Here is a 14,211-nt window from a genome sequence, read left to right as displayed (position 1 = left end):
ATCCATTCAGCTGCCTGTTTATTTTTTTGGGTAAGAATTCGTGCTCCATGCAGGCACTGCAATAAAAGTCCTTTACGCTTTTGTCGAAAAAAAGATAAAATAGAGGTCGAAGCTTAACAAGCGCGCACATATAAAAGTTTTTCAGGAGGAAATTATGAAATTGATTGTTGCGGAAAAGCCTGACCAGGGCAGGACGCTGGCCTCCGTATTCAAAATGAAAAAAAGGGATGGATTCCTCGAGATACTTCCTAATGAAATTTTCCCTAAAGGTGCATACGTCTCATGGGCAATCGGGCATTTAACGGAATTGTCCGCACCAGAGCATTACAATCCATCATGGAAAAAATGGTCGCTTGGTACACTGCCAATCATTCCAGAAAACTTCAAGTATGAAGTTGTCAAATCAAAAGCAAAGCAATTCCAAATCATAAAAAAGCTCGCCACCGATCCACAGGTTTCTGAAATCATTCATGCGGGAGATGCTGGGCGCGAAGGTGAACTGATCATCAGGAATATCCTTCGCCTTGCCAACTGCACGAAGCCAATGAAAAGGTTGTGGATTTCCTCGCTGACACCAAAAGCGATCAAGGAAGGATTTCAAAATCTTTTGAATGAATCAGATACAAAAAATTTATACTTCGAAGCCTATACGCGAGCTTGTGCTGACTGGGTTGTCGGCATGAACGCATCGAGGCTGTACACACTATTGCTTCAAAACAAAGGCTATTCCGATGTTTTTTCAGTCGGGAGGGTACAGACTCCTACTCTCGCATTAATTGTTAAACGCGAGCTGGAGATTGAAAATTTTGTATCAGAACCCTTTTGGGAAGTGAACGCAAAGTTCAATATCAATGGCAAGAAATACAGCGGCAAATGGGAAAAAGATGGAGATTCACGGATCAAGACAAAAGAGATGGCCGAGAAAATTGCTGCTTTTTGCGATGGGAAGTCTGCAGAAGCCGCAGAAGTTATCTCTGAGAAAAAAGAATTTCTGCCCCCGCTGTTCTATAATCTTTCAGCGATCCAGGCCGAAGCGAATCGACGATTTAAAATGTCGCCGAAAAAGACGTTGGACATTTTACAGGGATTATATCAAAGGGGAATTGTTTCATATCCCCGTTCCGATTCCAGGTATGTAACCCCTGGGGAAGCAGAAGGCTTTCCTGCGATTCTGAATAAGCTTCAGGCTAATCCTGATTATCAGCAGCTTTTTCCATTGCCGAATTCATCGATTCAAAATAACAAACGCTATGTAAATGAAAAAAAAGTTACCGATCACTATGCAATCATTCCGACTGAACAAGTTCCTAACCTAAGCAGGCTCTCTGGGGACGAACTGAAATTATATGACTTGCTGACCAGGACACTGATTGCAGCGCACTACGGTCCATATATGGCAGAATATACAACAATCAAGACGGTTGTGGAGGCCAGGGCGGAATTCATTTCCAAGGGGAAAGTCCAGCTTGATGAAGGATGGAAAAAAGTGCTTCCTCAAAAAGATTCAGATAAAGAACCAGAGCTTCCTGCTGTCCAGCAAGGTGAAACGGGAACCGTCATGAAAACAGAGGTAAAGGAAAGCAAGACACAGCCGCCAAAGAGGCTGACTGAAGGCCAACTGATTACCCTTATGAAAACGGCAGGAAAGCATATTGAAGACAAGGAACTTGAAAAGGTCCTGATGAAAGCTGAAGGGCTTGGAACAGAAGCAACGAGAGCGGGCATCATTACGATGCTAAAGGATAGAGCGTATATAGAAGTCCGCAAAAACCTCGTTTATGCGACAGCCAAAGCGAAAATTCTCGTCGCCGCTGTGGGCGGACAAGTACTGGCATCTCCTGAAATGACAGCGAAATGGGAGCAGAGACTGCACCAAATTGGAGAGGGAGAAGCCTCTCCCAAACAGTTCATTGAGCAGACTTCGAAAATGATCAAACACCTTGTTGCTGAAACATCGGAAGGGTCCTCAGGCTGGACGTTTTCCGAAGAATTGACCAATGCTTTTGTACCTGGGAAGAAGGGTGGACGTTCCCGCCAAACTACAAACCTGGGAAAATGTAAAAAATGCGATGGCATGGTTGTGGACAAAGGGACCTTCTATGGCTGCTCAAACTATCAGAAAACAAAATGCAATTTCACACTCTCCAAGCAAATCCTTGGCAAGACGGTAACCCAGAAGAATATCAAAAAGCTGCTGACTGAAGGTAGCACGGATGTGATTGAAGGTTTCCAGGGCAAGGATAGAACCTTCAACGCCAAGCTATATTGGGATGGAGACGACAGTAAGCTTAAATTCGATATAGCAGCACAGCCTGTCAATCAAGGTGGATAGCGCCTTGTCACCCTTGTTCTTCTATAGTAAACTTTAATATGGCTATTGTTTAAGCATTGGAGGTCATGGGATGCCAACACCTAGTATGGAAGATTATATAGAACAGATATTTATTTTAATAGAACAAAAAGGATATGCCCGGGTAGTGGATATCGCGGAGGCATTATCGGTCCATCCCTCCTCAGTGACAAAAATGGTCCAGAAGCTGGATAAAGATCAGTTCGTTGTTTACGAGAAATATCGGGGGCTTGTACTGACTCCGAAAGGATATAAAACAGGCAAAAGGCTGGTAGATCGCCATGAACTGCTTGAGCAATTATTAAAGGTTATCGGCGTAAAGGATGAGAATATCTATAATGATGTCGAGGGAATTGAACATCATTTAAGCTGGGATGCAATCGACAGGATCGGAGACCTTGTACAGTTCTTTGAAGAAGATAAATCACGGATTCAAGAATTAAGGGCAATCCAAAAACAAAATGACGAAGAATAAATCAAAACACCTGACCGCTGTCAGGTGTTTTTGCATTCTTTAATATATATCTGGGTACTGATCGAATCCAGATCCATCTGCTGAAAGCAAGGTTGTACCATCTGCACCTTCATGGATATCGACTCCTGAAATTACCCCTGTGTTGGCTTCCTGCAAAGCTTTACGGTAGGATATAATCCTTCCGCTCGATGTCTGGAAACTGATGATTTCACCGGCGTTATTTTTATGTATGGCAACCAATTGTTCCTGTTCCAATATTATCTCTCCTTTCATCCTCCTAGTCTTGCACTTTTTTAGTGAAAATAAACTTAAGAGGAATTCCCTTGTCCATAACGAAATAACTATTATAGGAATTACAAAACCAGGCAGGTGAGCTGATGGATACATTTGATTGGAAAGTGGAATCTGAAAAGCAATGGGACAGTATGGCAGCATCTTGGAATTCAAGAAGCAGAGGAATGTGGGAATCCGGGAGCCGGAAGGATATAGTGCCATTCATTAAGGAGTTTGTTCCAACTGGTTCCCTAGTTTGTGATTTAGGGTGCGGAGATGGAACAGGTTCGGAAAAGTTGGCCGAAGAAGGCTATGTGGTCACCGGAATCGATGTATCCGAGGAGATGCTTGAGAGAGCCAGGCTGAACTCGCGAAGTGAGAAATGTATTTTTAATAAAGGGGACCTTTCGGATTGTGGAAGCCCCGATAATCATTTTGATGCGGTTATGGCCATTAATTCAATAGAATGGACGAAACAACCCTATGAGTCCTTAAATGAAATGGTTCGCATACTCAAGCCAAATGGATATTCCTGTATAGGAATTCTCGGCCCAACTGCAAGGCCGAGGACGAACAGCTTCAGGAGACTATATGGAGAAGAGGTAATCTGCAACACGATCATGCCATGGGAGCTGGAAAAGCTGGCACTTGAAAATGGCTGGAGAAAAGCAGGGGAATTCGGAGTATTCAAAAAAGCCGCAGAGCAGCTCCCGCACGGTTCATTGCCGGTAGAGCTGCAGCAATCTCTATCATTTATGTGGGTTTTCATGTTTCAGGTTTTAAAATAAGGAGGCATTATGATGAGTCGTTATTCGATCGAAGAGTTTGTGAACAATACAAAGCAAGAGGATAAAGGGGAAGGATTATTTGAGCTGGAGACACCGAGAATGCTAGAGGTCAATCTGAATGGCCAGGTATGGTCAAAAGCTGGAGCTATGGTATCTTATCGAGGCCAGATCAAGTTTGAGCGTGAGGGAGTGCTGGAACACGGGATCGGCAAGATGTTTAAAAAGGCATTAACAGGTGAAGGTACTTCATTAATGAAAGCAAACGGTAATGGAAAGCTTTATTTGGCTGACCAGGGGAAGAAAATATCAATCTTGAATTTACAAAATGAGGCTATCTTCGTAAATGGCAATGACCTGCTGGCATTCGAACCTTCTATCAGCTGGGATATCAAGCTGATGCGCCGGGTGGCCGGAATGCTGTCAGGAGGTTTGTTCAATGTCCGTCTCGAGGGTACAGGTATGGTAGCGGTCACATCCCATTATGAACCGTTGACCCTGCTTGTCAGTCCGGATAATCCGGTTTATACAGACCCGAACGCAACAGTAGCCTGGTCTGGAAATCTCCAGCCTGAATTTGTAACAGATATTTCGTTCAAAACATTCCTTGGACGTGGAAGCGGCGAATCGATTCAGATGAAGTTCAGCGGAGAAGGCTTCGTTGTCGTCCAGCCATTTGAAGAAGTCTATTATGCTCCGCAAAGTTAGGAAGCTAAAAGGAGCCGGATGATGACGATAGAGTTTTTTTATCCAATAGGAAAAGAACCGGAGAAGGACCCAGTCATTGAGCTTCTTCCGAATGAATACTGCTCAGCATCTATTATTTTTTATCCGTTTATTAAAATGCCTGATAGCTGGGTTTCCGCTGATGCACCAACCAATAAAGAAATTTACAAATCAGGCAGTCCGATAAGTTGGAGGGAAATTCAAAGGAGAAGTAATCTGAACAGCATTTCTGAAGTATCCAAGGCTGTTATAGCCTATTTGACTGGCGGATTGGCAAGGGGAATTTACCAGAGACTGGATTTGTTTAATAAAATAAACGAAAATATCGAACCAAATTTGTTCTTTCCTAATGAAGACGAATATTCGATGCTGTTAATAGACGACATGCTAAAGGTTCTAGGATCAAAAGGAGCAAAAAAAGTTTTATATAATAAATTGATAGAGGGTAGTGGAGTATTTGAACTAAATAAATTAACGACCGAACAAAAGTTATACCTTTGTTCAGGACCGATGATTATCATGGACGAATACCGGGATTTTTCTTTCACATGTTATTTTGACCAAGCCTCTATGGTTTTCTTTACGAAAGAAGATAACCTGGACTGTCTGAAAGAAACTAAATTTGAAGGTGTATTCTTAGAAAAAGAAACACCGCTCATTTGGGAGAATCATCAATGTACATATTTTAATTACAATAGAACATAAGAAAAAGGCATCGAATTGATCGATGCCTTTTCTAATCCCATTCATAAGGTGTTTCCTGGTATACATAATAATTCAGCCAATTGGAAAAGAACAGATGGGCATGTGATCTCCAGCGATTTGCCGGTTTTTTATCAGGATTATCCTGTGGGAAATAGTTTTCTGGCATGTCGATTTCAATGCCTCTTGCCTTATCTCTTAAGTATTCTTCTGCAAGTGTTGTGGCTTCGTATTCAAGGTGGCCGGTAATCATGATTCTTCTGCAGTCTTTGCTGGAAATAATCAAGGCGCCTGCTTCATCTGATGAAGCCAATAGCTTGAGCTGAGGATGATTTTGCAATGCCTGTTTGGAAATATCGGTATTCCTTGAATGGGGTGCAATGAATTCATCGTCGAACCCTCTTAATAGCTTTTCGGTTTGGTCAAGGACTCTGTGGGTGAATACGCCTGAACACTTCCTGGGAAGGGTATATTTATTTATGCCATAGTGATGATATAAAGCGGCCTGTGCTCCCCAGCAGATATGCAATGTTGACGTTACATTCCGCTCTGTCCAGTTGAGGATTTCCTTTAGTTCGTCCCAGTAGTTCACCTCCTCGAATTCCATCAACTCGATTGGCGCTCCGGTTATGATCATGCCGTCATATTTCTTTTCTTTTATTTGATCGAAGGTTTGATAGAACTCTTCAAGGTGATATTGTGAGGTGTTTTTTGCATCGTATGTAGCGGTCTTTAGAAAAGTTATATTCACCTGGAGTGGCGTATTTCCAAGAAGCCGCAGCAGCTGTCTCTCTGTTTTTTCTTTTTCGGGCATCAGATTCAGAATCAATATATTCAACGGCCGGATATCCTGTTTTGCAGCACGACTGTCATCCATGATAAAAATATTTTCTTTTTCAAGTATTTCTTTCGCTGGCAGATGCAGCGGGATTTTTATTGGCAAGGTGTAACCTCCCTTTTTTAAACTAAAATCAATAATTTTTATTATAGTCTGAATTCTTTTGTGGAGCAATTGACTAAAGAGGAAATTTTATGACAAATGAATATTTTTTACCTGATATTATTTCTCTGATGGTAAAATATAAGATGGTAAGCATATAGAGAATATCTGGGGGGAATGGAAATGGGAACAAATATTCAAGTTAAGTCAGATATTGAAATTGCTCGTGATAGTAAAATGAAGCCTATTGTTGACATTGCAGCGAGCATTGGCCTGGATGCCGATGATATTGAGCTGTTTGGTAAGTATAAAGCGAAGCTGTCTTCAGAAGCTTTGGCTAAATTGAAAACAAAAGAGAGCGGCAAGGTCGTACTTGTTACCGCAATCAATCCTACTCCTGCAGGGGAAGGGAAATCTACTGTAACGGTCGGACTTGCAGATGCATTGAACAAGCTTGGTAAAAAAACGATGATTGCTATGCGTGAGCCTTCATTAGGGCCAACTATGGGAATAAAAGGCGGTGCAACAGGCGGAGGTTTCGCACAAGTGCTTCCGATGGAGGATATCAACCTTCACTTTACAGGGGACCTGCATGCGATTACAACCGCAAATAATGCCCTGGCTGCTTTAATTGATAATCACCTGCAGCAAGGAAACAAGCTGAACATTGACCAGCGCAGGATTGTCTGGAAGCGAGCGGTCGACTTGAATGACCGTGCACTGAGAAAAGTGATTGTCGGACTTGGTGGGCCAATGCAGGGAGTTCCTCGTGAAGACGGCTTCGACATTACGGTTGCATCTGAAATCATGGCTGTACTGTGTCTTGCGAGCGACCTGAAGGATTTAAAACTCCGCCTATCAAAGATGGTTGTTGCTTATAATTACGAAAAGCAGCCTGTTACGGTGGGGGATCTAGGAGTAGAAGGGGCTTTGACACTTTTATTGAAGGAAGCGGTCAAGCCAAACCTTGTCCAGACAATCGAACATACTCCGGCCTTGATTCATGGTGGTCCATTTGCGAATATCGCACATGGCTGCAACAGTGTCATCGCGACAGAGGCTGCATCCAAGCTTGCTGATTTCGTCGTTACTGAAGCAGGATTTGGTGCGGATCTTGGAGCTGAGAAGTTCTTGAATATCAAAGCAAGAACAGCGGGAATCGATCCTTCAGCTGTTGTGATTGTCGCTACCATCCGCGCTCTGAAAATGCATGGTGGCATGAAGAAAACGGAATTGGTCAACGAGGATGTCAAAGCATTAAGAGATGGTTTTACTAATCTGAAAAAGCATGTAGAGACGATTGCAAGCTTTGGCCTGCCATACGTTGTTGCCATCAATCGATTCATTACAGATACAGAACTTGAAACAAATACTTTGAAAGAATTGTGTGACAATGCAGGGATCCCGGTTGCCTTGACAGAAGTTTGGGAAAAAGGCGGAAATGGTGGAGTTGAGCTAGCAGAGAGACTTCTTGATGTAATTGAAAAAAGCGAAAATACATTTGCACATCTTTATGATCTGTCTGATTCAATTGAGGATAAAATCAAGACAATTGCCTCCCAAGTTTATGGTGCCAACGGAGTCGAGTTTTCGCCAAAAGCGAAGAAGCAGCTAGTTGACTTTGAAGGATTTGGCTGGGGTGTGCTGCCAGTCTGTATGGCCAAAACACAGTATTCATTATCAGATGATCCGCAGAAACTAGGCAGGCCATCAGGATTCACCATCACAGTAAGGGAACTGAAGCCGTCAGTAGGTGCAGGATTCATCGTTGCATTGACAGGGGAAGTCATGACAATGCCTGGCTTGCCGAAGCTTCCGGCAGCTTTGAACATGGATGTTGATGAAGAGGGTAACGCAGTCGGATTATTCTAAAATTGCTATTGCCGTGGTCAGTCCCGATTAGTATTTGTGGACGTGGGGATGCGGTTTTTGCGCCGACGTCACCAGAGATGCTAAAGGTTGGACTGACCATTTTTAATCTGGTACGCATATTGCAATAAGGAGTGGAAGCTTTTGTTTGACCCGACAGCTTATGAAAATATCAAAGTCGTAATCGAAGGCGAAATATATGACAGGGATTTGAGCGGAGAAATTATAGTGATTGACCGCAATGACTGGATTAATGCCGCCAAGCTGTCGCGTAAATATGAAATTTCATTCACTAAGAAAGGTTATGAATCGAATCTTTTATCGGCAATGATGACCATTGAGGCCGGATTGGAGAACCTCTCTGCGGAGCTATTGGAAAGTGTGAATGCCAAACAGCTTGCAGGGTGTAGAGTGAATATTTCTTTCTCACTTCATCATAAAAATGAAATGGTTGTTTTTAAGGAAGTTCTTAAAGGGCTTGAGGAAATATGGGGAAGAGATCGGGCGATAGTGCAAACCGCCTTGCTTGACCCATTGGGAGATAAATCAACTATCAAAAACCATGTGCAGGTTTCCTTCAACCGTCTTGTTTATGAAGAACAGATTGACGACTTATCAGAAATGGTCGATTATATGATCGCTTCACTTGAAAAAATAAAAAAAATTATTGAGTGAATAATAATTCCTGTCTCTGAGGCAGGAATTTCTGTGTTGTTTTCAGAATAATCTATTAACGGATAGATTTAAACATATAATATAAAAGTTCTATTAGTGGTGAAGGTATCTCATGATTTGTACAAGCATTTCTGGCACTTATTAAGGGGGAATTGGCGGATATCTAGAAACCACGATATTCAATAGGACTGAAAAATGAAATAGGGGGAGATTGTTTGAAGAAAATCGCCTGGGTTACTGATAGTACAGCCTATCTAGATGAAGAGTTAAAGAACCATCCAGATGTATATCAGGTACCAATGACAATTGTGTTGGATGATGTAGAATACCTCGATGGTAAAGACCTGACTGCAGAAGAATTATATAAAAGACTAAAATCGTTGAAGACGGCTCCTAAAACATCACAGCCTCCTGTTGGAGTCTTTATGGAACTATATAAGAAGCTTGAAAAAGATTATGACCTCATATTCTCAGTCCTGGTTTCATCCAAGTTGAGCGGAACAGTTGCCTCAAGTGTACAGGCTGAACAAGATGTTAACATTCCTGTCGTTACCTTTGATTCTAAAATTCTCACATATCCATTGACTTCTCTATTAAAAGAAGGAATAGCATTAGCTGAGCAAGGAGCATCAGTCGATGAGATTAAAGAAAAGCTGGAAGTCATCCGAGAGTCCAACGAAACCTATGTGATGATCGGCAGTCTGGAACAGCTTCATCGAAGCGGCCGTATGTCAGGAATGCAGTTTTATCTTGGAAGCATGTTAAATATCAAACCTATCATCAGTATTGAAGATGGCGCTCTAAATACAAAGGAAAAGGTCCGCAGCGATAAAAAAGCACGAGAGAAGATATTTGATTATTTGAGAGAGTCGCATGAAAAATACGTAGTTAAGGAAGTGTACATTCTATACGGCTTTCATAAAGAGGTAGCTGACGAATGGCAAAGCCAGCTTGAAGCAACCTTCCCTGATATTCGTTTCTTAAGCTGTCCGATTGGAGCTGTAATCGGTGTACATGCTGGAGAACATACAATTGGGATTAGCTGGAATAATGCAGATGCATAAGTGCCAATTTGGCACTTTTTCTTTTAGTTAGGGAAAAAGATTCAATCGACATACTTCAGTAATTGATAGAGAATGTTTGGATATTGAGCCTCTAACGGACAAACAGAGAGCAGAATGTGTTGGAAGTGTCCGATCGACCGCCTCTAACGGACAAACAGAGAGCAGAATCAGCTGGAAGTGTCCGATAGACCGCCTCTAACGGACAAGCAGAGAGCAGAATGTGTTGGAAGTGTCCGATAGACCGCCGCTAACGGACAAACAGAGAGCAGAATCTGCTGGAAGTGTCCGATCGACCGCCTCTAACGGACAAACAGAGAGCAGAATCAGCTGGAAGTGTCCGATAGACCGCCTCTAACGGACAAACAGAGAGCAGAACCTGTTGGAAGTGTCCGATAGAGCGCCTGTAACGGACAAACGGAGAACGAACCTAGAAGAAAGTGTCCGATCGACAGGCTGTTATTAAAACAAAGGTATCAGTTCAGACTGTATTTTACACACCCAAATAATATTTATCCAGCTATCTCTAATCGTTATCTATGGTAAAATGAGTTCGGTAGGAAAGTAGGTGTACATATGGAAGATAAAATAGTAATGGCAGAGGAGTTTGTCAAAGCTGAGCTAGGCAAGGATTCGTCGGGGCATGACTGGCATCATATTGACAGGGTCAGGAAAAATGCCCGTTTAATTTGGAGTAAGGAACAGCGGGGTGACTGGTTCATCATTGAAATGGCCGCCTTGCTACACGATATTCCAGATGATAAATTAAATGAATCGGAAGAAGCCGGATGGTTGAAATTGGATTCATTCTTACAAAGCATACAATTAGATAGTGAAACTAGCTCGAAGATTAAGGGATGTATCGAAACAGTTTCCTATAAAGGCGGCAGGTTGATTGAGCTAGATAGTATCGAAGCTGAGATTGTCCAGGATGCTGACCGTCTAGATGCCCTAGGTGCGATCGGGATTGCCAGGACATTTGCATTCGGTGGAAAGAAAGGCCACCCGATTTACGAACCTGACCTGAATATCAGGGGAGAAATGACACTGGCGGAGTACAGGAATGGCGACAGCTCTTCGGTCAATCACTTTTACGAGAAGCTGCTGAAGCTGAAAGATAAAATGAATACAGACCATGCTAGACAACTTGCTGGGGAAAGACACCAATTCATGGAGACTTTCCTTGATCAATTTTACAGTGAATGGAATGGTAAGGCATGAAAATGATCACGATTGAAAACGTGACAAAAACATACGGAGAAAAAGAGCTTTTCAATGGAATTTCATTTACAATCGGCGAACGAGAAAGAGTAGGTTTGATCGGTGTTAATGGAACTGGAAAATCGTCTTTGCTCAAAATTGTGGCAGGCATCGACCAGGCTGATTCAGGCGATATTATATTTGCGAAAGACTATAAAATTTCCTTTCTATCCCAACAGCCTGAAATGGAACCGGAAAAAAGCGTTCTTGATCAGGTTTTCAGCGGAGAAGCGCCAATCTTAAGGCTGATGAGAGATTATGAGATTATTCTCTCTGAACTGGGCAATAAACCTGATGACCAAGGACTTCAGGAACGATTTTATGACTTGCAGCGGAAAATGGATAGTTCTGACGGCTGGGATGCGAATACTGCCGCCAAATCCATACTCATGCAGCTTGGGATTTCGGACTTCACCAAAAAAATGGGCGAGCTATCCGGCGGCCAGAAGAAACGTGTCGCACTCGCTCAGGTTTTGATTGAATCTCCGGATTTGCTGATTCTGGATGAGCCCACGAACCACCTTGATTATGAGACGGTAAAATGGCTTGAAGACTATCTATCCAGATATTCAGGGTCACTTCTCCTCGTCACCCATGACCGCTACTTCCTTGACAGAGTTACGAACAGGATTTTTGAACTGGATGGTGGAAATCTTTATAGCTATAAAGGCAACTATGCCAGCTTCCTTGAAGCCAAGGCGATCCGAGAGGAAAACGAAGCAGCAACACTTGAAAAAAAGAAGAATTTGTTCAGGCAGGAACTCGAGTGGATCAGGCGCGGGGCTAAGGCAAGGACAACCAAACAGAAGGCTCGCATTCAGCGTTTTGATAAACTGGATGATGAAGTGTCAAATGTGAGGTCCTCTGAAAAACTCGACATCTCTTTGAGTGGCAGCAGGTTAGGCAAACAGGTGCTTGAACTGAAGAATGCAACCAAAAAATATGAAGATAAAGTGATTCTGGATCACTTCAATCTTCTTGTGAAACCTGGGGACAGGCTGGGAATCATTGGCCGCAACGGGACAGGCAAATCGACTTTGCTGAATATTCTCGCAGGCAGAATCATGCTTGATGACGGTGAAATCATTACCGGACAAACGGTAAAAATCGCTTACTATACTCAAGAGAATGAAGATATGGACGAAAATAAGCGGGTGATTGAATACCTGAAAGAGACGGCAGAAATCGTCCAAACTACTGATGGCAAGACAATTTCAGCTGCACAAATGCTCGAGAGATTCCTGTTCCCACCTTATGCACATGGAACTCCAATCAGGAAGCTTTCCGGAGGCGAGAAGCGCAGGCTTTACTTATTGAAGCTTTTAATGGAAGAACCAAACGTCCTGCTGCTGGATGAGCCAACGAATGATCTGGACACACAGACGTTAACTGTATTGGAAGATTACCTGGAAGAATTCCCGGGTGTCGTCATCTCGGTATCCCATGACCGTTACTTCCTTGATAAGGTCGTCGATTTGCTGCTTGAATTGGAAGGCAATGGACAGACAGACCTGTATTACGGCAATTATTCAGAATACCTTGAAAAGCGGCCGAAAACTGAATCTGCTCCTGCCATCCCGAAGAAGGAGAAGGTAGAGCAGACAGAAAAGCCAAAGAAAAAGAAACTAAGCTTCAAGGAACAAAAGGAATGGGCAGAAATTGAAGATAAGATTGCTGGTACTGAAGCCCGCCTTGAGGAAGTGCAGGGGGAAATGGCCAGTATCGGGAGTGATTTTGAAAAGGGCCAGGCCCTGATGAATGAAGAGAAAGAGTTGAATGAGCAGCTGGAGTATTTAATTGAAAGGTGGAGCTATTTATCCGAGCTCGCCGAAAACGAATAAGACCTGGAATTTCAGGTCTTATTTTTTTCTATCTCCTAAAAGAATTTCAGCCCCCTGGGGATATATTGCAACTTCGGACAGGTTCAGAGGGAAACGAGGAAAAGGAGTAAGTAGTGGTAGTAACTTCGCACTGGTTCAGAGAAGAAAGCAGAAAAGCTGTCAGAAGTCGAAGCAACTTCGGACAGGTTCAGAAGAAAAAGAGGAAAAGCTGTCCGAAGCAGAAGCAACTTCGAACAGTTTCAGAGGAAAAAGAAGGAAAGCTGTCAGAAGTCATAGCAACTTCGCACAGGTTGAGAGAATAAAGCAGAAAAGCTGTCAGAAGTCGTAGCAACTTTGAACAAAATCAGAGGAAAAAGAAGGAAAGCTGTCAGAAGTCATAGCAACTTCGCACAGGTTGAGAGAATAAAGCAGAAAAGCTGTCAGAAGTCGTAGCAACTTTGAACAAAATCAGAGGAAAAAGAAGGAAAGCTGTCAGAAGTCATAGCAACTTCGCACAGGTTGAGAGAATAAAGCAGAAAAGCTGTCAGAAGTCGTAGCAACTTTGAACAAAATCAGAGGAAAAAGAAGGAAAGCTGTCAGAAGTCATAGCAACTTCGCACAGGTTGAGAGAATAAAGCAGAAAAGCTGTCAGAAGTCGTAGCAACTTTGAACAAAATCAGAGGAAAAAGAAGGAAAGCTGTCAGAAGTCATAGCAACTTCGCACAGGTTGAGAGAATAAAGCAGAAAAGCTGTCAGAAGTCGTAGCAACTTTGAACAAAATCAGAGGAAAAAGAAGGAAAGCTGTCAGAAGTCATAGCAACTTCGCACAGGTTGAGAGAATAAAGCAGAAAAGCTGTCAGAAGTCGTAGCAACTTTGAACAAAATCAGAGGAAAAAGAAGGAAAGCTGTCAGAAGTCATAGCAACTTCGCACAGGTTGAGAGAATAAAGCAGAAAAGCTGTCAGAAGTCGTAGCAACTTTGAACAAAATCAGAGGAAAAAGAAGGAAAGCTGTCAGAAGTCATAGCAACTTCGCACAGGTTGAGAGAATAAAGCAGAAAAGCTGTCAGAAGTCGTAGCAACTTTGAACAAAATCAGAGGAAAAAGAAGGAAAGCTGTCAGAAGTCATAGCAACTTCGCACAGGTTGAGAGAATAAAGCAGAAAAGCTGTCAGAAGTCGTAGCAACTTTGAACAAAATCAGAGGAAAAAGAAGGAAAGCTGTCAGAAGTCATAGCAACTTCGCACAGGTTGAGAGAATAAAGCAGAAAAGCTGTCA

Annotated in this window: 12 protein-coding genes; 10 read left to right on the top strand and 2 right to left on the bottom strand. The window is 42.7% G+C overall.

Features of this window, described 5'->3' with window-relative positions; all coding sequences use genetic code 11:
• The first annotated feature begins 154 nt into the window (after positions 1-154).
• Positions 155-2,332 carry a DNA topoisomerase III gene (locus tag CD004_RS14025; protein WP_102263336.1) on the top strand — a complete coding sequence of 726 codons (2,178 nt, stop codon included), beginning with the start codon at positions 155-157 and terminating at the stop codon, positions 2,330-2,332.
• Between the two features lie 70 nt (positions 2,333-2,402).
• Positions 2,403-2,825, top strand: coding sequence for a transcriptional regulator MntR (gene mntR / locus CD004_RS14020; RefSeq protein WP_102263335.1), 423 nt, complete (start codon positions 2,403-2,405; stop codon positions 2,823-2,825).
• A 39-nt stretch (positions 2,826-2,864) separates the two neighbouring features.
• Here mntR and CD004_RS14015 read toward each other — a convergent pair whose 3' ends face one another.
• A complete protein-coding gene (locus CD004_RS14015; protein ID WP_102265113.1) occupies positions 2,865-3,080 on the bottom strand; it encodes a DUF3892 domain-containing protein in 216 nt (71 codons plus the stop codon).
• 122 nt (positions 3,081-3,202) lie between these two features.
• Between CD004_RS14015 and CD004_RS14010 the strand changes: the two genes are divergently transcribed.
• The 3 genes from CD004_RS14010 to CD004_RS14000 are packed head-to-tail and all read left to right on the top strand — an operon-like array spanning position 3,203 to position 5,314.
• On the top strand, positions 3,203-3,886 hold the full coding sequence (locus CD004_RS14010) for a class I SAM-dependent methyltransferase (RefSeq protein WP_102263334.1): 684 nt from the start codon (positions 3,203-3,205) through the stop codon (positions 3,884-3,886).
• 12 nt (positions 3,887-3,898) lie between these two features.
• Positions 3,899-4,591 (top strand): AIM24 family protein, encoded by a 693-nt coding sequence (locus CD004_RS14005; protein ID WP_102263333.1) that lies wholly within the window; start codon positions 3,899-3,901, stop codon positions 4,589-4,591.
• Between the two features lie 18 nt (positions 4,592-4,609).
• Positions 4,610-5,314 (top strand): DUF2711 family protein, encoded by a 705-nt coding sequence (locus CD004_RS14000; protein ID WP_102263332.1) that lies wholly within the window; start codon positions 4,610-4,612, stop codon positions 5,312-5,314.
• Positions 5,315-5,345: 31 nt separating this feature from the next.
• Here the strand turns inward: CD004_RS14000 and metA are convergent, their stop codons facing one another.
• On the bottom strand, positions 5,346-6,254 hold the full coding sequence (gene metA / locus CD004_RS13995) for a homoserine O-acetyltransferase MetA (RefSeq protein ID WP_102263331.1): 909 nt from the start codon (positions 6,252-6,254) through the stop codon (positions 5,346-5,348).
• A 180-nt stretch (positions 6,255-6,434) separates the two neighbouring features.
• On the opposite strand from metA, the gene CD004_RS13990 reads away from it, so the two are divergent.
• The 5 genes from CD004_RS13990 to CD004_RS13970 all read left to right on the top strand — a co-directional run bounded on the left by CD004_RS13990 (position 6,435) and on the right by CD004_RS13970 (position 12,957).
• On the top strand, positions 6,435-8,123 hold the full coding sequence (locus tag CD004_RS13990; protein ID WP_102263330.1) for a formate--tetrahydrofolate ligase: 1,689 nt from the start codon (positions 6,435-6,437) through the stop codon (positions 8,121-8,123).
• A gap of 141 nt (positions 8,124-8,264) precedes the next feature.
• Positions 8,265-8,795 carry a hypothetical protein gene (locus CD004_RS13985; protein ID WP_102263329.1) on the top strand — a complete coding sequence of 177 codons (531 nt, stop codon included), beginning with the start codon at positions 8,265-8,267 and terminating at the stop codon, positions 8,793-8,795.
• Positions 8,796-9,010: 215 nt separating this feature from the next.
• Positions 9,011-9,859 carry a DegV family protein gene (locus tag CD004_RS13980; protein WP_102263328.1) on the top strand — a complete coding sequence of 283 codons (849 nt, stop codon included), beginning with the start codon at positions 9,011-9,013 and terminating at the stop codon, positions 9,857-9,859.
• A 573-nt stretch (positions 9,860-10,432) separates the two neighbouring features.
• Positions 10,433-11,077: an HD domain-containing protein gene (locus CD004_RS13975; protein ID WP_102263327.1), complete on the top strand. Its 645-nt coding sequence runs from the start codon at positions 10,433-10,435 to the stop codon at positions 11,075-11,077.
• Positions 11,074-12,957: an ABC-F family ATP-binding cassette domain-containing protein gene (locus CD004_RS13970; protein WP_102263326.1), complete on the top strand. Its 1,884-nt coding sequence runs from the start codon at positions 11,074-11,076 to the stop codon at positions 12,955-12,957. The genes CD004_RS13975 and CD004_RS13970 overlap by 4 nt, the downstream gene beginning before the upstream one ends.
• Positions 12,958-14,211: the final 1,254 nt, after the last annotated feature.

This window comes from Mesobacillus jeotgali (assembly GCF_002874535.1).
Taxonomy (GTDB): Bacteria; Bacillota; Bacilli; order Bacillales; family Cytobacillaceae; genus Mesobacillus; species Mesobacillus jeotgali.
This window is presented reverse-complemented; position numbering and strand designations above follow the sequence as displayed.

Coding starts and splice junctions, on each gene's coding strand:
- CD004_RS14025 (WP_102263336.1), top strand. CDS start 155: ATGAAATTGATTGTTGCGGAAAAGCCTGACCAGGGCAGGACGCTGGCC.
- mntR (WP_102263335.1), top strand. CDS start 2,403: ATGCCAACACCTAGTATGGAAGATTATATAGAACAGATATTTATTTTA.
- CD004_RS14010 (WP_102263334.1), top strand. CDS start 3,203: ATGGATACATTTGATTGGAAAGTGGAATCTGAAAAGCAATGGGACAGT.
- CD004_RS14005 (WP_102263333.1), top strand. CDS start 3,899: ATGAGTCGTTATTCGATCGAAGAGTTTGTGAACAATACAAAGCAAGAG.
- CD004_RS14000 (WP_102263332.1), top strand. CDS start 4,610: ATGATGACGATAGAGTTTTTTTATCCAATAGGAAAAGAACCGGAGAAG.
- CD004_RS13990 (WP_102263330.1), top strand. CDS start 6,435: ATGGGAACAAATATTCAAGTTAAGTCAGATATTGAAATTGCTCGTGAT.
- CD004_RS13975 (WP_102263327.1), top strand. CDS start 10,433: ATGGAAGATAAAATAGTAATGGCAGAGGAGTTTGTCAAAGCTGAGCTA.
- CD004_RS13970 (WP_102263326.1), top strand. CDS start 11,074: ATGAAAATGATCACGATTGAAAACGTGACAAAAACATACGGAGAAAAA.